The organism is Rhizobium sp. RHZ01, from assembly GCF_014851595.1.
In the GTDB taxonomy this organism is placed as follows: Bacteria; Pseudomonadota; Alphaproteobacteria; order Rhizobiales; family Rhizobiaceae; genus Rhizobium; species Rhizobium altiplani.
The window spans coordinates 53475-72166 of sequence record NZ_JACUZZ010000010.1 but is presented as its reverse complement, the minus strand read 5'-3'; the positions used below and the strand labels follow the sequence as shown (position 1 = coordinate 72166).

Sequence of the window (18692 nt, the reverse complement as noted above, 5' to 3'; positions counted from 1 at the left end):
ATCATGGTCGATTTCGCCGAAGTCCTCGTTCCCGTCGAGCAGGAGGGTACGAAGACGGTCGTTCGCAACTGGCTGAAGCAACCGGGTGAGACTGTCGCCCTGGATGATCCCCTCGTCGAGCTTGAGACGGACAAGGTGACGCAGGAGATTTCCGCACCCGCAGCCGGGATACTTGACGAGATCGTCATGGGATCGGGCACGGATGCGACACCTGGCGCAGTTCTCGGCCGTATTCGCCTGATAGCTACCGCTGCCGGTGATGACCATGCGCGGGATACTCCCACCTTGCCGTCCCGCGAGACAAGCGATGCAGGCGGGGACCGGTTCTCGCCAGCGGTTCGCAGCGCCGGCGCACAATATGGCATCGACCCGGCTGCGGTGCTTGGCACCGGCAAGGACGGACGTGTCACGCGTTTGGATATGGATGCCGCGTTCGAAAAAAAGCAGCGACGCGACGGGATACCGTCGCCCCTGAACACGCCGACCGGCTCCGGGCCGACCACTCTCGCCCGCGATCAGACCGGTCACGGGTCGCGTATGGTCGCCCATACGCCCATGCGGCTTTCCATCGCCCGGCACATGTTGGAGTCGCTTACGGCTGCCCCCCATGTCACGTCGATCTTCGAGGCCGATTTCACGGCAGTCATTAGGCATCGCGAAAGGAACAAGGCGGCAATGGCCGCCGATGGCATCAATCTCTCCTATACGGCCTACATCATCGTCGCTTGCGTCGTGGCGATGCGGGCAGTACCGGAGATCAACAGCCGCTGGCATGAGGATCATCTGGAGGTCTTCGACGATATCAACATCGGCGTCGGCATGGCCCTCGGCGACAGGGGCCTGGTCGTCCCGGTGATCCAGCAAGCGCAGAGCCTCGCGTTACCCGATGTCGCCGCCAGACTTCAAGACCTGACCAATCGCGGGCGTTCCGGTGGCCTGACCAACGCCGACATGCGCGGCGGCACCTTCACCATCTCAAACCATGGCGTGTCTGGCTCGCTGGTCGCTACGCCCATCGTCATCAATCAGCCGCAGTCGGCCATTCTTGGCGTCGGAAAAATGGAGAAGCGCGTCGTCGTACGAGAGATCGACGGCGTCGACACCATCCAGATTCGGCCGATGGCCTATGTCTCGCTAACGATCGACCATCGCGCGCTGGACGCCCACCAGACAAATGCCTGGTTGACGTCTTTCGTCCAGATCCTCGAGGGCTGGCGGGACTAGCGCGGGCGGCTCGCAAATAGCCGCGCGCTGTGAGTTCGACTGGCGTCCCCCACTATCACCCAGACGGCACCGTTGCATGCAGCACGCATCCACAATCGCGCGAGTGTGCATAACGGCGTCCTATGGTAGCGTTTTCATTGACTACAACGCGGCATGCGCTAGCTTTGACAACAGCTGATTCAGTACTGGTGGGATAGCTAGGCCGTGCTCCCTGATCCGCTATGGAGACCGAATTGCCGGACGATGAACGATCTCGCCCCTCCCCTCCACACCCTGATGGCGGCAAGCGCGACGATAGCAAGACCGTGCAGGTGGAACGCCGTCGCTTTCCTCGCGACTCCAAACCACCGGACGAGCACCCCGCGCCTCCTCCGGCATTGAAACCCCTGCGATTTTCCACGCGCGACCTTGAGCCGGCACAGCAATTTTTCGCCTGGCAGTCTTATGTCGCGCCGCTTGTCGATATCAGGCGCCCGGACAGCATTCCCACGGATACGGGTTTTGTGGCCGACCATGCGGTCTGGAACCTCGGCGGCATGCTTGTCGTTCAGCAAAGCACGCCCGCCCATAGCTATATGCGTTCGGAAGCGAAGGTTCGATCAAGCCCGATCGATCATTGGCATATCTCTGTATTGCGCGGCGGCCGAACATGGACGGAAGTTGGCGGACATGTTTCCGAGGGCGAGCCTGGAAATGTCGAATTGCGTAGTTTGGGGCATCCCTTTCGTGGTCGATCGACGGACGCCCAAACCCTGTCCCTCTACCTGCCTCGCGAATTGCTCCATCCCGCCTCCGCTGTCGAAATCAAGAACAACATCGCGCTCGTTGGAACACGCGCCAAACTGCTGATCGACTATCTGGATGGCGTCGAGACGAAGCTGGCCCTGCTTGCTGAGGCGGATCTTTCTCACGTGGTACAGACCGTCCGCGATCTGATCCTGGCCTGTGTTTCATCATCGTCAGCACATGTCTCGTCGCCAGAACAAAGCAGCGGCTTGCCACTGAAGGAACGCGTCCACCGCTTCGTCCAGCACAATCTGATGTCACCCGACCTGACGACCGACCGTTTGTGCCGGGAACTGGGCGTCTCCCGCACGCGGCTCTACCAGGCGTTCGAGACAGACGGCGGTGTGCATCACTATATCCAGCGACGCCGGCTCTTGTCCGCGCACGCCGCATTGAGCGATACCTCCAACCGGCAACAAATCGCCGATATCGCCTTCGCGGCTGGCTTTTCCTCAGCCGCACATTTCAGCCGCGCCTTCAGCAAGGAATTCGGCTACAGCCCGCGTGAGGCGAGGACTTCGGGCATGCCGTCCAATATTGGCTATTCCGTCGAGCCGGTAGCCGAGGCTGAGAGTGGTCAGTCCTTCGACACATGGCTGAGAACGCTTGGGCACAACCGTCGAGCCTGAGCGCGGTTGTTGCGTTAGCGCCTTGCGTCGGTCGCCTCCCCTTTCGCGCTGAATGCCCGCCACCGCAAGTTCCCGCGTTTTTGGGTCATGCCTCGTGCAAGGCGAGCACCCGCGGCTCTGCCAAAATCGCTCAACAGCGAGAGCACCTGGGGCCGTCCCTGGAGCCGCAGAAATGTACGCTGCTGCAAGTTTCCGGATGCGTAGCTAACGACAAGATCCCAGTAACCCCTTAATAAAGAAGCATAATCGCAGTGCAGGCAGTGAGACGGAACGCACAAGGAAATGCGCCCGTCATCAGATGGGGCAACTTTCAGGGGCATATCATGGAACCGACCAACCCTACGATCCAGATCAGCAACCCTCAATATTCTACGAATGATCCGTACCGCGTCGTCGAGCGTGAGGAAGTCCTTGCACAGGCTTTTCGAGCTTTCGTGCAACGAGCCGTTGCTGCGGGATGGAAGGAAACCGAGGTCGCTCTGACCTTGGCCGATATCGCCGACGATTACGTAATGGCTCTCGCGCGAAGGGTTAAGGCGAACTAGCATCGAGTAACTTTCGCGTGCAGCACCACCTGAACGCGAAATGCCAGCATCTCTTCAGCGTGTCCGGGGCCCGCCGCTTTGCACTAATGCAAGCGGTGGGCCCCGGTCGTTGAGCCGACGCTGCGCGTTCCTGACGGCTTGTCAAACTCGCTTGGCGCCACAATCCATCAGTTTCTTTTCAAAGACTTCAGCCTGCTTTGGCAATGTTCCTTTCTGCTGGTCAGTCCTCGGGGCAGCACCGGGATCGACAATTGAGCTCCATCATTTGCTTTACGCATGCGACGCTGTACAGTCGCGAGCGGCCCGATTGGCTGCGGCTCATCAATCACGAGCGCCGGCATAGAGGGAGGAATGATGTTTCATCATGTTTCTATCGGCGTGTCCGATCTCCAGCGTGCACGAAAATTCTACGACGCAGCACTTGAGCCGCTGGGCTATACGAGGCTTTCAACGAGTGACGGATGGCTGGGCTACGGTGCTGAACAGCCCCAGCTCTGGATAAAGCTCGCCGAGCGGCCTGTCGTTCCCGACATGGAGTCGGGACTGCACTTCTGTTTTGTTGCCCGCAACGAGGAAGGCGTCAGAGCCTTCCACGCAAACGCAATGGCCGGCGGCGGGACGGACAACGGAGAACCGGGAATACGCCCCGAGTACGGATCATTCTATTACGCAGCATTTGTCATCGATCCGGACGGCTATCGCCTGGAAGCGTTTTTCCGCCGTCCTGAGTGAAGGCCCGCAGCGCGGGCCGTCTTGAACCATCCCGATCGCAGGGCAACCGCATGTCGCAACACCTTGAGCCCGCCTCCTCTCATCCGCCTTCGGCGGTGATCTGGGTAGGCTTCATTGCGATGTGCATCGGCATGTTCATGGGGATCCTGGACATCCAGGTGGTCGCGACATCCCTGCCGACAATTCAGCAGGCCATCAATATCGATCCTGACCAGATGAGCTGGATCCAGACCGTCTATCTGATCGCAGAGGTGATCGCGATACCGTTGACCGGCTTGCTGACGCGTGTCCTGACGATGAGATGGCTGTTTGTCGCCTCCATAGGCTTGTTTGTCGTCGCTTCCACTGGCTGTGCGGCAAGCAACGACTTTGGCGAACTGGTTGCCTGGAGGGTCGTTCAGGGCTTTTCCGGTGGAACGCTGATCCCGGCGGTTTTTTCGGCCGTTTTCATCCTCTTTCCCAATGAGCGGCAGGCACTCGCCACGACAATCGCCGGCGTGCTGGCTGTCTTGGCACCGACGGTTGGACCGATCATCGGCGGCTGGCTGACGTCAACCTATTCGTGGCATTGGCTGTTCCTCATCAATATCGTTCCCGGCATTGTCTCGGCGCTGGTGGCGTGGCAGTTCCTGCCCCGGCAGAAGGGCGACGTGTCCGAACTGCGGCACCTCGATGGTCTGTCGCTCCTTATGATGGCGCTGGCGCTGGCGAGCCTGGAACTGGGATTGAAGGAGGCGCCGACGAGCGGCTGGATCTCGCCTTACGTCCTGAGCTTGCTAGCATTCAGCCTGGTATCGGGGTCCGCATTTGCATCGCGGTCGCTGCGCAGAGCGCGTCCCATCGTCGACCTGCATCATTTCCGAGATCGGAATTTCTTGGTCGGATCCGCGCTCAGCTTCGTGCTCGGGATCGGCCTGTTCGGCTCGGTCTATCTCATGCCGGTGTTCCTTGCCTTCGTCAGGGGGCACAATGCCCTGGAAATCGGGATGACGATGCTGGTCACAGGCATAACGCAGCTGTTCACCGCACCGATCGCCGTTGCGCTGGAAAAGCGGACAGATCCGCGTCTGCTTTCGGCCGCAGGCTTCGGGTTGTTTGCGATCGGACTGGGGATGAGCGCATTCCATGATCCGCGCTCCGACTTCGATGCCATGTTCTGGCCGCAGGTCGTGCGCGGTGCCGCGATCATGTTCTGCCTTCTGCCGCCGACACGCCTCGCCCTCGGAACCTTGCCGGCATCGCGGGTGCCTGACGCAAGCGGCCTCTTCAATCTGATGCGCAATCTGGGCGGGGCGATCGGCATCGCCATGATCGATACGATCATCTACACGAGGTCGGAGCCGCTTGGGCAGAGACTATGGGATCAACTGCGGGCCGGCGATGCAGCCACGGCGGCGTTTATCGGGGCTCCGGCGGGAACGATCACCGGCAGCACCGGCGACTTCACACCGGACACGATCGCTGCGCTGGATCCGCTCGTACAGACAGCAGCAAGCGTCCAGGCGATCAACCAGGCTTGGCTGATCGTCGCCATACTGACAGGCTGTGCGCTGCTCTTCCTGCCTTTTGCAAGACGGCTGACCGCATCGCAGCCGTAGCGGCCGCTCATTTGGTGGACGTCAGTCTCAAAGGATGAACAGAGCGTTCAATCGTCTTTTCGTGGCAGACAGTGCTCCCCATGTTATGCCCATCAAAATTCCCACCGCAAACCGCGATATCCAACGGGTAAAATCATGAAGAAAATCGGCTTTCTCTCCTTCGGCCACTGGGCGCCGTCGCCTCAATCAAAAACCCGCTCCGCGGGTGACGCGCTGCTCCAATCCATCGATCTTGCCATTGCCGCCGAAGAACTCGGTGCGGACGGCGCGTATTTCCGCGTCCACCACTTTGCGCGGCAGCTGGCGTCGCCTTTTCCGCTCCTGGCGGCAGTCGGTGCGAAGACGAAGACCATAGAGACCGGCACCGCGGTCATCGACATGCGTTACGAGAACCCTCTCTACATGGCTGAGGACGCCGGTGCTGCCGATCTCATTGCCGGTGGCCGCCTGCAACTGGGGATCAGCCGCGGCTCTCCGGAGCAGGTCATCGATGGCTGGCGCTATTTCGGCTACCAGCCACAGGATGGTTCGAGCGATGCAGACATGGGCCGTGGCCATGCCGAGGTGTTCCTGGAAGCACTTAAAGGCGAGGGTTTTGCCCAACCAAACCCGCGTCCGATGTTTCCTAACCCGCCCGGCCTGCTGCGCCTTGAACCCTATTCGGAAGGATTGCGCGAGCGCATCTGGTGGGGCGCGGGGTCCAATGCAACTGCAATCTGGGCAGCCAAGCTCGGCATGAACCTGCAGAGTTCGACGCTGAAGGATGACGAAACCGGCGAACCCTTCCATGTCCAGCAGGCCGCACAAATCCGCGCCTACAGGGAGGCATGGAAGGCAGCCGGCCATACTCGCACCCCACGCGTGTCAGTCAGCCGCAGCATCTTCGCGCTCGTCGACGATCGCGACCGTGCCTACTTCGGCCGCGGCGGCAAGGAACAGGATTCGATCGGCTATATCGACGAAAACACCAAGGCGATCTTTGGTCGCTCCTATGCGGCCGAACCTGAGGCGCTGGTCAAGCAGCTCTCCGAAGACGAAGCCATTGCCGAAGCCGACACCCTGTTGCTGACGGTCCCCAATCAACTCGGCGTCGAATACAACGCTCATGTGATCGAGGCGATCCTCAAATATGTGGCACCGGCGCTAGGCTGGCGTTAAGTCGGGCCCCGCATTGCTTGCTCGAGCGCTTAGCGATGCTGACCTGAAGGCTCGCGCTCGCCCTATTGTTTGAGGGCGAGCGCGCTGCGTCCACTTGTGGTGTCGGCAATCAAACGGGCAATCTCGTCCGACCGTGCTTGCGGAAAGCTCACCGCGATCTCCGCGCCAGCCTCGAAGAAAGCCTCGCTGAGGACGTGCACCCCCTCGAAGGCGGCGAGCCTTGCCCTGAGGATCGCAAGGTCGGAAAATCCGGCGCGGATCGTTCCTTCCAAAGTTGGAACGAGTTCGATGAGTTCGCCGGACCGGAGGCAGGCGGCCGCCGTACCGCCATAGGCGCGGATCAAACCGCCGGTGCCAAGAAGCACACCTCCGAACCAGCGCGTCACGATGACAATGACCTTGTCGAGTGATTGGCCATCGATCGCCTGCAGTATGGGTTTTCCTGCTGTTCCGCTTGGCTCGCCGTCATCGCTGAAACGGTAGGTCTGGCCGATGCGCCAGGCCCAACAATTATGGTTGGCATCGCCATGGCTGCGTACGGCAAGCGCCTCCTTCGCGTCGAGCTCGCTGGCGATCGGAACACCAATCGCCAGAAACCGGCTCTTCTTCACGATTTGCTCGAGGGCTACAGGGCGTTCCAGCGAATACATGAAAGCTCTATAGGACAGCGCGAACGCCGAGCGAAGACGGATTCTATCCGCCGATGGTCGGATATGGCGGCGGAGGGTGTCTCCACGCAGCGCCGCGCAGCCTCACTATTGAGAGGGTATCGAGATACGACCCTTCATGTTCGGATGAAAGCGACAATAGTAGTCGACCGACGTGGTCGCCTTCAGCACGGCACTTGCGGATTTCCCGGGAGGAATGACCACCTCCCAGTCACCCTTCACGGTCGCCGTATGGGCAAGAATATCCTTGTTGATCCATTCGATCGTGTCGCCTGGCCTTGCGCTGATCTCAGCGGGCGAAAACATCATCTTTTCGATTGTTACAGTGACTGTTTCCGCCCGCACCGGAACGACACCGATGGTCAACGCAGATACCGCAACGATCCACAGATGCCGTCTCAGCATGCTGGTATCTCCTATTTAAGCTCGCCAGCGACATGCTCGGCATGCTGCTGATGGCCCCGGAAGACCTTGAGGCCGGTTTGGAGCAACTCCTTGAGCTCCGCGTTGCTCGCCGACGGGATCAATAGCGTCTCGAGCGCGCCATTGACCTGCTTGTGGTAGGCGACTTCGTTGTCGACATAGGCCTTGTCGAAGCTCGCTCCGCTGAGTTTGGCAAGTTTTGTTCGCTCATCGGTTGCAGCCCTGGTCAACGTCTTGCTCGTTTCATTGTCCTCCGGCGTAACCTTGAGCTTCTTGACCAGTGCAAGAGCCTGCTTGTTCACGGCCTCATGGTCTCGCACCATGTCCTCCGCGAAGGCAACAACGTCCTTGTTCTTGGATTTCGAGATCGCAAGTTTTGCGGCCTCGATATCGATAGTGCCGGCCGTATAGGCGATATGCGCGATCTGCGGGTCCGTCGGCTTGTCCGCTGCCCATGCGGATGGCGCAAGTCCGAACAGGCAAAGCGCGGTCAGGGTCGCAATCTGTCGAGTCTGCATAGGAACCTCCTTCGCCCGAACCGGCGAGGCCGGGCATTGTTTTCTGGAACAGACATTGGATGTCAGCCCGACGGGAAGGTTCCCGCAATCAGTCGAGAAAACCGAGACGGCTCATCACCGCCGTCGTCAGGCGTTCGCAACGACGGCCCGCGAAGGGAAATGCGGAAAGGAGCACGGGACCGATCTGCTCGTCGAGGCGCTCCCTTACCAGGCGCCTGGCGCGATGAAGCCGGCTCTTGACGGTCTCGGCCCGCAGGCCGAGCAACGCCGCGGTCTCATCCACATTCAGCCCCTCGATCACTCTTGCGACAAAGACGGTTCGGTAGATATCCGGCAGGGCGTCGGTCGCCTGCTCGACCAATTGCAGAATTTGCCGCTGTGCCATGGTGCGCTCCGGATCGCCGGTGTTGTCGACAGGAAATCGGAGGATCATTGCTCCGCTGTTTTCGTCGGCAGAACGCGCGACGCCCGCCGCCCGCCGTTTCTTGCGCAGACGTCCAAGAGCTTCGTTGATTACGATGCGCGAAAGCCAGGTCCCGAGCGAGGACTCTCCTCGGAAACGATCGAGATGCGCAAATCCGAGCACATAGGCCTCCTGAACAACGTCCTCCGCCTCGCTGTCATTGCGAACAATGCTTCTTGCCAGACGGTAGAGCCTCTGATTGTGAGCCTTCATGATCGCGCGAAAAGCGTGGCGATCGCGGGCGACCGCGCGGCGCGCCAGCTCGACATCGGCGAGCGTATCGAGTGCTTCGGCCCCATCTGCTTGAATCTGCGACATCGTCACCTCTTTCATGTCACCGCCTTGGCATTGATATAGATGGAGCTCGACGGCAAAGGTTCCCGAAAATTGCACGCCGGTGTTGGAAACCTCCAACCATTTTCGAGATTGCGCCTCGGCACTGGGCGACCCTTTTACCACAACGCGTTTGACAGGGCGGAAGAGGATGGCGACATTGTCGTAAGGCTTGGCCGAGGCGGCCGCGGAGATGCGGAACGGCACAATTTCTCGATGGGATGGACAACATGAACCTCAAGGACCCCACACTCTTTCGGCAGGCAGCCCTGATCGGCGACCGATGGATCGAGGCCGATCCGGCGAATGCGATCGAAGTCAACAATCCGGCGACCGGTGAGATCATCGGCCGCGTGCCCAAGCTGGGAGCGCCCGAGACAAAAGCCGCGATCGAGGCGGCACGCGTCGCCCAAAAGGGCTGGGCGGCGCGCACCGCCAAGGAACGCTCGGGCCTTCTTCGCAAATGGTTCGAGCTAATGATCGAAAACAAGGACGATCTCGGCCGTATCCTGACGCTTGAACAGGGCAAACCGGTTGCCGAAGCGATCGGCGAGATCGTCTATGGCGCAAGCTTCGTCGAATGGTTCGCGGAGGAAGGGCGGCGGGTCTATGGCGATCTGGTTCCCGGCCACCAACCCGACAAGCGCATCATGGTGATGAAGCAGCCGATCGGCGTGGTTGCCGCGATCACCCCCTGGAATTTCCCGAACGCCATGATCACGCGAAAAGCGGGGCCTGCCTTTGCTGCCGGTTGCGCCATGGTGCTGAAGCCGGCCAGCCAGACGCCCTTCTCGGCCATTGCGATTGCCGTGCTTGCGGAACGCGCCGGGCTTCCGAAGGGCCTGTTTTCGGTTGTCACCGGCTCGGCACGCGAGATTGGCGCCGAAATGACCGCCAATCCGATCGTCCGCAAATTGACCTTTACCGGTTCCACGGAAATCGGCGCCGAGCTCTACAAGCAGAGTGCTCCGACAATCAAGAAACTTGGCCTGGAACTCGGCGGCAATGCACCCTTCATCGTCTTCGACGACGCTGATCTTGATGCAGCCGTCGAAGGTGCGCTGATCGCCAAGTTCCGCAACAATGGCCAGACTTGCGTGTGCGCAAACCGGTTATACGTGCAGGAAGGTGTCTATGATGCTTTCTCACAGAAGCTTGCGGCAGCCGTCGGCAAATTGAAGACCGGCAATGGCTTCGACGAGGGTGTCATTCTGGGACCGCTGATCGACCAGCCAGCGCTGGAGAAGGTCGAGGAACACGTTGCCGATGCGCTCGCCAAGGGTGCGAGCGTCGTACAGGGCGGAAGGCGCCACGTGCTCGGCGGCACTTTCTACGAGGCGACCGTGCTTTCAAATGTCACGAGGGAGATGGCCGTTGCCCGCGAGGAAACCTTCGGGCCGGTGGCGCCGCTGTTCCGCTTCAAGGATGAGGCTGATGTCATCCAGCAGGCAAACGATACCGAGTTTGGCCTGGCCTCGTACTTCTATGCGAAGGATCTCGCTCGCGTTTTCCGCGTCGCCGAGGCCCTCGAATACGGCATGGTTGGTGTCAACACAGGATTGATCTCGACGGCGGAAGCTCCCTTCGGCGGCGTCAAACTCTCCGGCCTTGGTCGTGAGGGTTCCAAATACGGGATCGAAGAATTTATGGAAATTAAATATGTCTGCCTCGGCGGGATCAGCTAGCGCCCGACGGGCGCCAGCTCGCAATTTCCTTTACCGCTCCTTCGCCATGGACGGCACGGGTTCTGGAGCAGCCGTCCACCGGCGCATGATCGCTCAGCGCTGCGATTTTGTTCGCCGGCATAGCATTGGCTCGGGATGAAATGCGCTGTTCATAGCGATAGCGTGATTACCTTAGCCATGGTTATTGCACGTCTTTCGTGCCATATTAGCAATCAGCACAGTTCAACATTTGAGTCGCAATCTGGCGCAAGAATGGAGACGATGAGATGCTACATGGCCTACTCGAGCCAAATTCGAATTCCTGTAAGTATTTGAAGGAACGAATGCTAGTTTGTGCCGTTGTCTCAATGAGCGCGCCGACGGGGCGGCAATCCCGCCTCAACCGACCGGCCGCGGGAGAGCATCATGCAAAAAGGTGAAAGTGACGTCTTTGATCTTTTCTCGGAGATTTACACAAGCGCCGCGCAAGAAGAACTAAGTCTACAGGAATACCTGCTAGCCTGCCGTGATGACAAAAGCCTTTATGCGACCGCGCAAGAGCGAATGGTCGAAGCGATCGGCGAGCCGACATTAATCGATACGAGCGCCGATGAGCGGCTAGGGCGGATTTTCGCCAACCGCACAGTCAAGATTTACCCGTCCTTCGCCGACTTCTATGGAATGGAAGATACAATCGAGCGGATTGTCGGCTACTTCAGATACGCCGCGCAAGGTCTCGAGGAGCGAAAGCAGATCCTCTATCTGCTCGGTCCTGTGGGAGGCGGCAAATCGTCGCTCGCCGAGCGCCTCAAGAGACTGATGGAGCAGCGCCCGATCTATACTTTGGCGGTCAATGGCAAGATCAGCCCCGTCTTCGAATCCCCTCTCGGCCTGTTCCACCCCGAACGGATGGCGGGTCTCTTGGAAGACAAGTACGGGATTGCGCCGCGAAGGCTGACGGGCCTTATCTCGCCCTGGGCGACGAAACGGCTCGACGAGATCGGCGGCGATATTTCGAAATTCAGCGTGGTCAAACTGACGCCCTCGCGTCTGCGACAAATTGCAATTGCGAAGACCGAGCCGGGTGACGAAAACAATCAGGACGTGTCCGCACTCGTCGGCAAAGTGGACATCCGTCAACTTGAAAACTTCAGTCAGGCCGATCCTGATGCCTACTCCTACAGTGGCGGGCTGAACAGAACGACGCAGGGGCTTCTTGAGTTCGTCGAAATGTTCAAGGCGCCTATCAAGGTGCTGCATCCCCTGCTGACCGCCACCCAGGAGGGCAGCTATAACGGTACGGAGAACTTCGGCGCCTTCCCCTTCCAGGGCATTGTCGTTGCTCACTCGAACGAGTCCGAGTGGCTGCAATTCAAGAACAACAAGAACAACGAGGCATTCCTCGACCGCATTCTCGTGGTCAAGGTTCCCTATTGCCTGAGGGTCACCGAGGAGCGGCAAATCTATGAAAAGCTGCTTCGCGAAAGCGAGCTGGCAAAGAGCCCGTGTGCCCCTGAAGTGCTCGAGAATCTTAGCCGGTTCACCGTTGCGACACGCCTCCATGTTCATGAAAATTCGCCGCTCTACACGAAGATGCGCGTCTACGACGGCGAGAATCTGAAGGACACCGATCCCAAGGCCAAGTCGGTGCAGGAGTATCGTGACGCCGCCGGTGTGGATGAGGGCATGACAGGCGTCAGCACGCGTTTTGCCTTCAAGGTGCTGTCGGAAACCTTCAACTACGATACAAAGGAGGTCGCTGCCGACCCGGTACACCTGATGTACATCATGGAGCAGGCAATTCGGCGCGAACAGTTCCCGAAGGAAACCGAAGCGCGCTACCTGGATTTCATCAAGTCCGAGCTTGCAGCACGCTATGCCGAATTCATCGGTCATGAAATCCAGAAAGCCTATCTGGAATCCTACAGCGAATATGGACAAAACCTGTTCGACCGGTACATCTCCTACGCCGATGCCTGGCTGGAAGACCAGGACTTCAAGGACTACGACACAGGCCAGATCCTCAACCGCGAAATTCTCGACAGCGAGTTGTCGCAAATCGAGAAGCCGGCGGGCATTGCCAACCCCAAGGACTTCCGAAATGAAGTTGTGAAATTCACGCTGCGCGCCCGCGCCAAGAACCATGGGCGCAACCCGTCCTGGACGAGCTATGAAAAGCTTCGCGAAGTGATCGAGAAGCGCATGTTTGGCCAGGTCGAAGACCTCCTGCCCGTCATCAGCTTTGGCTCCAAGAAGGACAGCTCAACAGAAAAGCAGCACGCGGAATTCGTCGAGCGCATGACGGAACGCGGCTACACCGTTCGCCAGGTCCGGCGGCTCGTCGATTGGTATATGCGGGTCAACAAGGCCGGCTGACGATGCCGAACCGGGGGAATGGCAGATGGCGAATTTTATCGACCGCCGGCTCAACCCGAAGGATAAGAGCCTCGGCAACCGGCAGCGTTTCCTGAAGCGAGCCCGGGAAGAACTCAAACGGGCGATCAAGGAGCAGGTCAAATCGGATAGGATTGCCGACGTGGACGCCGCCCATGGCGTTCCGATGCCGAAACGCGGCGCCGGCGAGCCGACTTTTCAGCCTGCCTCCGGTAGTGGTGCGCGCGAGTATATTCTGCCCGGAAACAAGGAGTATATGGCGGGCGACAAGCTCTCGCGACCGCAAGGCGGTGCCGGCGGAAGTGGCAAGGGCGCCGGCCGCGGCGAGAGCGAGGATGACTTTCAGTTCATCCTGTCCCGCGACGAGGTTCTCGACCTTTTCTTCGAGGATCTGGAACTGCCCGACATGGTCAAGTTGAACCTGAAGGAGACGGTGACCTACAAGCCTCACCGCGTCGGCTTCAGCACGGCCGGCACCCCCACGAACATCAATGTCGGGCGGACGATGCGCAATAGCTTCGGCCGCCGGATCGCGCTGCAACGCCCGAGCGAAGCGGCGGTGAAGGCGATTGCAGATCAGATCGCCATCTTGGAGGCCGAACCGAACCTGTCGGCACAGGAGCGGCGGCGCCTGCAGGCATTGCGCGAGGAGCTCGAGCAATTGGAACGCAGGCGCCGACGCATCTCCTATGTCGATCCGGTTGATATTCGCTTCAACCGTTTCGAGCGCCAGCCGCTTCCCAATGCCAGCGCGGTGATGTTCTGCCTGATGGACGTCTCGGCCTCGATGGGCGAACGCGAAAAGGACCTCGCGAAACGCTTCTTCGTACTGCTCCACCTCTTCCTGACCCGCCGTTACGAGCGGATCGATATCGTTTTCATCCGTCATACCGACGAGGCGCGCGAGGTCGACGAGGAGACGTTCTTCTACAGCAAGCAGAGCGGCGGCACGGTCGTTTCCACTGCCCTCGAGGAAATGCTTCGTGTCATCGAGGAACGCTATCCGGCACATCTGTGGAACATCTACGCCGCTCAAGCGTCCGACGGCGACAACATCAGTGGAGATTCGGAACGGTGTGCGGCGCTGCTTCGCGACCACCTGATGCGCCTGTGCCAATATTATGCCTATGTCGAGATCATCGACGAGCGTGAAACCGAAATCTTTGGAGCGACCGACAACGGCACGTCGCTGTGGCGCGCCTATCGCACGGTCGACGGCGAAGTGCCTAACTTCCAGATGACGCGGATCTCCAGACCGGCAGATATCTACCCCGTGTTCCGCAAGCTCTTTACCCGACAGCCTGCCATGCGCACGCGTAAGTAAGGGACGACCGAATGGCGAGACGTTCGAGTTCAGGCCTGCTGTTTGATGGTTCCGACTGGAATTTCACCACCCTTTCGCGCGCCTACGATGCGATAGAGACCGTTGCGCTCGATGAGATGGGACTGGACGTCTATCCCAACCAGTTGGAGATCATTTCCTCCGAGCAGATGCTCGATGCCTATTCGTCGGTTGGCATGCCGCTGATGTATCAGCACTGGTCCTTCGGCAAGCGCTTCATCTTCGAGGATCACTTGTATCGGAAGGGACAGCGCGGCCTCGCCTACGAGTTGGTCATCAACTCCAACCCCTGCATCACCTATCTCATGGAAGAAAACACCATGGCGATGCAGGCGTTGGTGACCGCGCATGCAGCCTTCGGCCACAATCATTTTTTCAAGAACAACTACTTGTTCCGCCAGTGGACGGACGCCGGCTCCATCCTGAGTTATATGGACTTCGCCAAGAAATACATCGCCAAGTGCGAGGAGCGGCATGGATTGAGCGCCGTCGAGGCGATCCTCGATTCAGCGCACGCCCTGATGGACCAGGGCGTCTTCCGCTACCGCCGCCCGCCCCGCCTTTCCTCCGAAAAAGTCAGAGAACGCGCCCGAGAGCGATTGGAATATGAAGAGCAGACCTACAGCGATCTGTGGCGCACGCTGCCGCTGGCAACGGAAAACCGCAATCCGGAAGAGGCCGAACGCGACGCGTCCGAACGCAAGAAGGTTCTCAATCTTCCGGAGGAGAACCTGCTCTACTTCCTGGAAAAGCACAGCCTCATCCTCGATCCATGGCAGCGCGAACTTCTCCGGATCGTGCGCGTCATTGCGCAATATTTCTATCCACAGCGCCAAACCAAGGTGATGAACGAGGGCTGCGCGACCTTCGTTCACTACACGATCATCAACCGCCTCTTCGATCAGGGCCGGATCAGCGAAGGGGCGATGCTGGAATTGCTGAAAAGCCACTCCAACGTCGTTTTTCAACCGGCCTTCGATGATTCGCGCTTCCCGGGCATCAACCCTTACGCACTGGGATTCGCGATGATGCAGGATATCGAGCGCATCTGCATGGAACCGACGGCGGAAGATCGCGACTGGTTTCCGTCCTTTGCCGGCAACGGCGATTGGCAGGGGACGCTGCTCGACGCCTGGGCAAACCACCGCGACGAGTCCTTCATGCTCCAATATCTGAGCCCGGCGATGATCCGCAAGTTCCGGCTGTTCCTGCTCTCCGATCGCGCCACCGACAGCTATTGCGAAGTATCCGCAATCCATAATGAGCGCGGCTATTCCAGGATCCGCTCGGCGCTTGCCCATAGTTACGACGTCGGGGCCAGACAGCCCGATATCCAGGTTACCGACGTGGACTTGCTAGGTGACCGGCAACTTCGGCTACAGCATAATGTGAAGAATGGCATCCTCCTGGAAGAGAGCACCCGTGATGCCACGCTCGGCCATATTCGCCACCTCTGGGGTTACGACGTGAGCCTGAGTGGTGTCGATGCTGGAACGGGTGCGGTGCTCTACGAGTGTTCGACGGCGCAACTCTGAAGCCAGCTGGGATTAGCGGAACGGTGGGAGCCATGCGGCTTACGGTCAATGAAAGCGCTTGCCCTCCGGATCGAACGCGTGTTGGCCGACTTCCTTTACGACGGCTCCCTTGTGCGTCTCGGGAAGCATGGTGCCGTCCATGACGGACTTCCTGGCATCGTCTGGCCGGCCGACGCGCCCTGACAGGGCAGTGGCAGCCTACGACGCAAAACGTCAACGCTTGTCCTCTTCGGCATGCCTCCGCCGGATGCTTCGCACGACAAGCCACATGCCGGCAACCACGATCGGTACCGAGAGACCTGTCAGCGTCTCGGGGGACACCTCGAAGCCGACATTGTGCGCACCCTTTGCCACATAACCGAAGAGCCCGACGACGTAGTAAGAGATTGCCGCCACCGACAGGCCTTCGACGGTCTGCTGCAAACGCAGCTGCAGTTGCGCCCGGCGATCCATCGAATTCAGCACCGTCGTATTGATACGCTCGAGTTCGACGTCGATCCAGCTTCGCAGCAGGGCCGTGGCCCGGGCAAGCTTGCGCGAAAGGTTCGCCTGGCGCTCCTCGACCGACTGACAGGTTCGCATGGCCGGTGCCAGTCGCCGTTCCAGGAATGAGCCGAGTGTTTCGCTGCCTGGTATTGCCGTCTCGGCAAGAGCCCGAATGCGCTCCTGAACGATTTCGTAGTAGGCGCGGCTTGCCCCGAACCGATAGAGGCTGAGCGCTGCATTCGCCTCGAGTTCGGCCGCAAGGCGCGTGATCTCGGACAGCATCTGGTCCGCTTCATCCCGTGCATGCAGCTTCATCCGCTGCGTAATGGCCGTCAGGCCGGACTCGATCTGGCGGATTTCGGGCGAGAGCGACTGTGCAAGCGGCAGGCCCATCATCGCCAGCGTGCGATAGGTCTCGATATCGAGAAGCCGCTGGACCAGCGCACCGCGTGCGCTGTCGGACATGCCGCGATCGATCACGAGAAACTTCGTCAATCCGTCGCCATCCTGGCGGAAATCGGTGAGGATCGTTGCCTGACCGTTTCTGAGCTCGCTTCGACACAGGCTGGTCGGATCGAAAACGGCAATTTCCTGCACTGTCTCGGGCGTGTCGGGGCGTATTTCCAAACGAATGCCCGATATGAACGGACCTGGTGGCGTGAAGCTGTCGCCGAAAGGATGAACGGCGATCGGGGCGCCGAACTTCTCTGGTGCGGGGCAGTCCCAGAAGTAGGTCGAAAATTCGGTGTGCCGTTCCCAGCGCAAGGTGCCCTGGCCCCAGCTTATCGCATGATGGCTGGTCTCGCGGGTCGGCGGAGCAACGCCGCTGGATCGGGAAAGATCCGCAAGCATCTCATGGTCATTGTCACCGGCACTCTCCGTCAGGAAAGCGAGCTGGAAGATGACGCGGCGTGCCTGAACGAGCGCATAGGGTCGCGCATGAATTTCCCCCAAGGCGCGTACTCGAAGATCCGCAGGCGGAAAGCCAAAGCTTCCTTGCGTCATGCGTGCGCTCCTTTCGGTGTGTGTTTCCCGCTCATCGCTATCGATACTGTGATTCGGCTGAGCCCGGGAGCGCGACTGAACAACCTCGATTGGTTCACCTCTGATCTGCGCTGACACGTTCAAGTTCTTTTTGCCATTCGCAAAAAGATTTCGAATGTCCATGATCTTATCCCTACATCGGCCCCTCAGCTGGCGGCATGCAAGCATCTCCTCATATGCCTGTCTAGCACGATCGGTCCGCGCGACCGTTTGCCACAGCCACTCCAACCAGCAAGCAACTCATGCTTGAATAGCACCCTATGCGGACAGTGCGGCACCGCTCGCCACAGAATCGTGATGGAACAATTCCCGACCATTGGATTTCAACCTTCGGCGCGAATGTGCTGAACGCGAAAGGCTGTGGAAAGTCAACTTGCGGCACCCTGCCTGGCGCGCAGATCGGGTTTCTGACGGCTGCTGTTGTGGTATTGCCCGATCTTACTCGGGAGAGATTCGATGGCCGTAATCGATATTCTGGCGTCCGTGGCTTTTGCCGCAACTATGACTGCGTCCATTTCACCGTCCGAGACAAATGTACCTGCCTTCCGGCCGCTCGGCGTTTCGCAGGATACGCTGCCGTCAGCGCTCGGCTGCAAACCGATCAATGGCGAGCAGCCGGATACGACAGGTCAGTACTCATGCAACGTTCTGCCTGGCGGAAGCGACCTCTTTGATCAATATGTGCTGGCCTACGTCCACGGCATGGGAATATGCAACGTCGTCGCGATTTCCCGTTACATCGACGATGATCAGCGCGGCACGACCACACGGCAGGTTTACAAGGAAGCGGCTTCGCTGCTCGCTTCCCAGTTCGGGCCCGCAGACGAGAAGGTCGACCATGTCGCCACGTCCAAATTCGGAAAGGACGGCATGTTCCGGCAGGCGGTCATCGCTCAGGAGCGGCAGGTGTTCGAGCAATGGGACAATCTGAGCACGAAGTTCCAGAATGCCCAGTCGGCCAGCGTCACGATTTCTGGAAGTGAGGACTGGGGACTGGCGGTCTATAGTATTTTCCGCTTTGCTCATAACGATGCCTGCCTGAGCAGTCTGGAGCAGCAGACCGGACTGTCTGGCGAGGATGGTGAGTGATCAGCTAGCTGGCGATCGCAAGCGACAAGCCGGCGACCGCCGAAGCGGCGGCTTGAAGACG

General features: G+C 59.5%; 16 protein-coding genes. 11 read left to right on the top strand and 5 right to left on the bottom strand.

Annotation, left to right across the window (positions count from 1 at the left end; translation table 11 throughout):
* The first annotated feature begins 3 nt into the window (after positions 1 to 3).
* The 6 genes from IB248_RS12790 to IB248_RS12765 all read left to right on the top strand — a co-directional run bounded on the left by IB248_RS12790 (position 4) and on the right by IB248_RS12765 (position 6672).
* A complete protein-coding gene (locus IB248_RS12790; protein ID WP_192240977.1) occupies positions 4 to 1224 on the top strand; it encodes a 2-oxo acid dehydrogenase subunit E2 in 1221 nt (406 codons plus the stop codon).
* Positions 1225 to 1457: 233 nt separating this feature from the next.
* Positions 1458 to 2639: a helix-turn-helix domain-containing protein gene (locus IB248_RS12785; RefSeq protein ID WP_246779239.1), complete on the top strand. Its 1182-nt coding sequence runs from the start codon at positions 1458 to 1460 to the stop codon at positions 2637 to 2639.
* Positions 2640 to 2962: 323 nt separating this feature from the next.
* On the top strand, positions 2963 to 3184 hold the full coding sequence (locus IB248_RS12780) for a hypothetical protein (protein WP_062369148.1): 222 nt from the start codon (positions 2963 to 2965) through the stop codon (positions 3182 to 3184).
* A gap of 354 nt (positions 3185 to 3538) precedes the next feature.
* Positions 3539 to 3916: a VOC family protein gene (locus IB248_RS12775; protein WP_192241048.1), complete on the top strand. Its 378-nt coding sequence runs from the start codon at positions 3539 to 3541 to the stop codon at positions 3914 to 3916.
* 50 nt (positions 3917 to 3966) lie between these two features.
* Positions 3967 to 5514 (top strand): DHA2 family efflux MFS transporter permease subunit, encoded by a 1548-nt coding sequence (locus IB248_RS12770; RefSeq protein ID WP_192240976.1) that lies wholly within the window; start codon positions 3967 to 3969, stop codon positions 5512 to 5514.
* A gap of 135 nt (positions 5515 to 5649) precedes the next feature.
* Positions 5650 to 6672: an LLM class flavin-dependent oxidoreductase gene (locus IB248_RS12765; protein WP_192240975.1), complete on the top strand. Its 1023-nt coding sequence runs from the start codon at positions 5650 to 5652 to the stop codon at positions 6670 to 6672.
* 62 nt (positions 6673 to 6734) lie between these two features.
* Here the strand turns inward: IB248_RS12765 and IB248_RS12760 are convergent, their stop codons facing one another.
* The 4 genes from IB248_RS12760 to IB248_RS12745 all read right to left on the bottom strand — a co-directional run bounded on the left by IB248_RS12760 (position 6735) and on the right by IB248_RS12745 (position 9062).
* Positions 6735 to 7322 carry a YigZ family protein gene (locus tag IB248_RS12760; RefSeq protein WP_192240974.1) on the bottom strand — a complete coding sequence of 196 codons (588 nt, stop codon included), beginning with the start codon at positions 7320 to 7322 and terminating at the stop codon, positions 6735 to 6737.
* Between the two features lie 105 nt (positions 7323 to 7427).
* Entirely contained in the window at positions 7428 to 7745 is a 318-nt protein-coding gene (locus tag IB248_RS12755; RefSeq protein ID WP_025660257.1) for a plastocyanin/azurin family copper-binding protein, read from the bottom strand.
* An 11-nt stretch (positions 7746 to 7756) separates the two neighbouring features.
* Positions 7757 to 8281 carry a DUF4142 domain-containing protein gene (locus IB248_RS12750; RefSeq protein ID WP_192240973.1) on the bottom strand — a complete coding sequence of 175 codons (525 nt, stop codon included), beginning with the start codon at positions 8279 to 8281 and terminating at the stop codon, positions 7757 to 7759.
* An 88-nt stretch (positions 8282 to 8369) separates the two neighbouring features.
* Positions 8370 to 9062 (bottom strand): RNA polymerase sigma factor, encoded by a 693-nt coding sequence (locus IB248_RS12745; RefSeq protein ID WP_112647620.1) that lies wholly within the window; start codon positions 9060 to 9062, stop codon positions 8370 to 8372.
* A 245-nt stretch (positions 9063 to 9307) separates the two neighbouring features.
* On the opposite strand from IB248_RS12745, the gene gabD reads away from it, so the two are divergent.
* From gabD to IB248_RS12725, 4 genes are all read left to right on the top strand, one after another.
* Positions 9308 to 10762, top strand: coding sequence for an NADP-dependent succinate-semialdehyde dehydrogenase (gabD, locus tag IB248_RS12740; protein WP_192240972.1), 1455 nt, complete (start codon positions 9308 to 9310; stop codon positions 10760 to 10762).
* A gap of 405 nt (positions 10763 to 11167) precedes the next feature.
* A complete protein-coding gene (locus tag IB248_RS12735) occupies positions 11168 to 13117 on the top strand; it encodes a PrkA family serine protein kinase (RefSeq protein ID WP_169683238.1) in 1950 nt (649 codons plus the stop codon).
* A gap of 25 nt (positions 13118 to 13142) precedes the next feature.
* Positions 13143 to 14459 (top strand): YeaH/YhbH family protein, encoded by a 1317-nt coding sequence (locus IB248_RS12730; protein WP_169683240.1) that lies wholly within the window; start codon positions 13143 to 13145, stop codon positions 14457 to 14459.
* Between the two features lie 11 nt (positions 14460 to 14470).
* Positions 14471 to 16012 carry a SpoVR family protein gene (locus tag IB248_RS12725; RefSeq protein WP_169683242.1) on the top strand — a complete coding sequence of 514 codons (1542 nt, stop codon included), beginning with the start codon at positions 14471 to 14473 and terminating at the stop codon, positions 16010 to 16012.
* A gap of 213 nt (positions 16013 to 16225) precedes the next feature.
* On the opposite strand, the gene IB248_RS12720 is transcribed toward IB248_RS12725, so the two are convergent.
* Entirely contained in the window at positions 16226 to 17503 is a 1278-nt protein-coding gene (locus tag IB248_RS12720) for a DUF3422 family protein (protein ID WP_192240971.1), read from the bottom strand.
* Positions 17504 to 17998: 495 nt separating this feature from the next.
* Between IB248_RS12720 and IB248_RS12715 the strand changes: the two genes are divergently transcribed.
* Positions 17999 to 18631, top strand: a complete 633-nt coding sequence (locus tag IB248_RS12715; protein ID WP_025660249.1) for a hypothetical protein — start codon at positions 17999 to 18001, stop codon at positions 18629 to 18631.
* Positions 18632 to 18692: the final 61 nt, after the last annotated feature.

Coding starts and splice junctions, on each gene's coding strand:
- IB248_RS12790 (WP_192240977.1), top strand. CDS start 4: ATGGTCGATTTCGCCGAAGTCCTCGTTCCCGTCGAGCAGGAGGGTACG.
- IB248_RS12780 (WP_062369148.1), top strand. CDS start 2,963: ATGGAACCGACCAACCCTACGATCCAGATCAGCAACCCTCAATATTCT.
- IB248_RS12775 (WP_192241048.1), top strand. CDS start 3,539: ATGTTTCATCATGTTTCTATCGGCGTGTCCGATCTCCAGCGTGCACGA.
- IB248_RS12770 (WP_192240976.1), top strand. CDS start 3,967: ATGTCGCAACACCTTGAGCCCGCCTCCTCTCATCCGCCTTCGGCGGTG.
- IB248_RS12765 (WP_192240975.1), top strand. CDS start 5,650: ATGAAGAAAATCGGCTTTCTCTCCTTCGGCCACTGGGCGCCGTCGCCT.
- IB248_RS12760 (WP_192240974.1), bottom strand. CDS start 7,322: ATGTATTCGCTGGAACGCCCTGTAGCCCTCGAGCAAATCGTGAAGAAG.
- IB248_RS12755 (WP_025660257.1), bottom strand. CDS start 7,745: ATGCTGAGACGGCATCTGTGGATCGTTGCGGTATCTGCGTTGACCATC.
- IB248_RS12750 (WP_192240973.1), bottom strand. CDS start 8,281: ATGCAGACTCGACAGATTGCGACCCTGACCGCGCTTTGCCTGTTCGGA.
- IB248_RS12745 (WP_112647620.1), bottom strand. CDS start 9,062: ATGTCGCAGATTCAAGCAGATGGGGCCGAAGCACTCGATACGCTCGCC.
- gabD (WP_192240972.1), top strand. CDS start 9,308: ATGAACCTCAAGGACCCCACACTCTTTCGGCAGGCAGCCCTGATCGGC.
- IB248_RS12735 (WP_169683238.1), top strand. CDS start 11,168: ATGCAAAAAGGTGAAAGTGACGTCTTTGATCTTTTCTCGGAGATTTAC.
- IB248_RS12730 (WP_169683240.1), top strand. CDS start 13,143: ATGGCGAATTTTATCGACCGCCGGCTCAACCCGAAGGATAAGAGCCTC.
- IB248_RS12725 (WP_169683242.1), top strand. CDS start 14,471: ATGGCGAGACGTTCGAGTTCAGGCCTGCTGTTTGATGGTTCCGACTGG.
- IB248_RS12720 (WP_192240971.1), bottom strand. CDS start 17,503: ATGACGCAAGGAAGCTTTGGCTTTCCGCCTGCGGATCTTCGAGTACGC.
- IB248_RS12715 (WP_025660249.1), top strand. CDS start 17,999: ATGGCCGTAATCGATATTCTGGCGTCCGTGGCTTTTGCCGCAACTATG.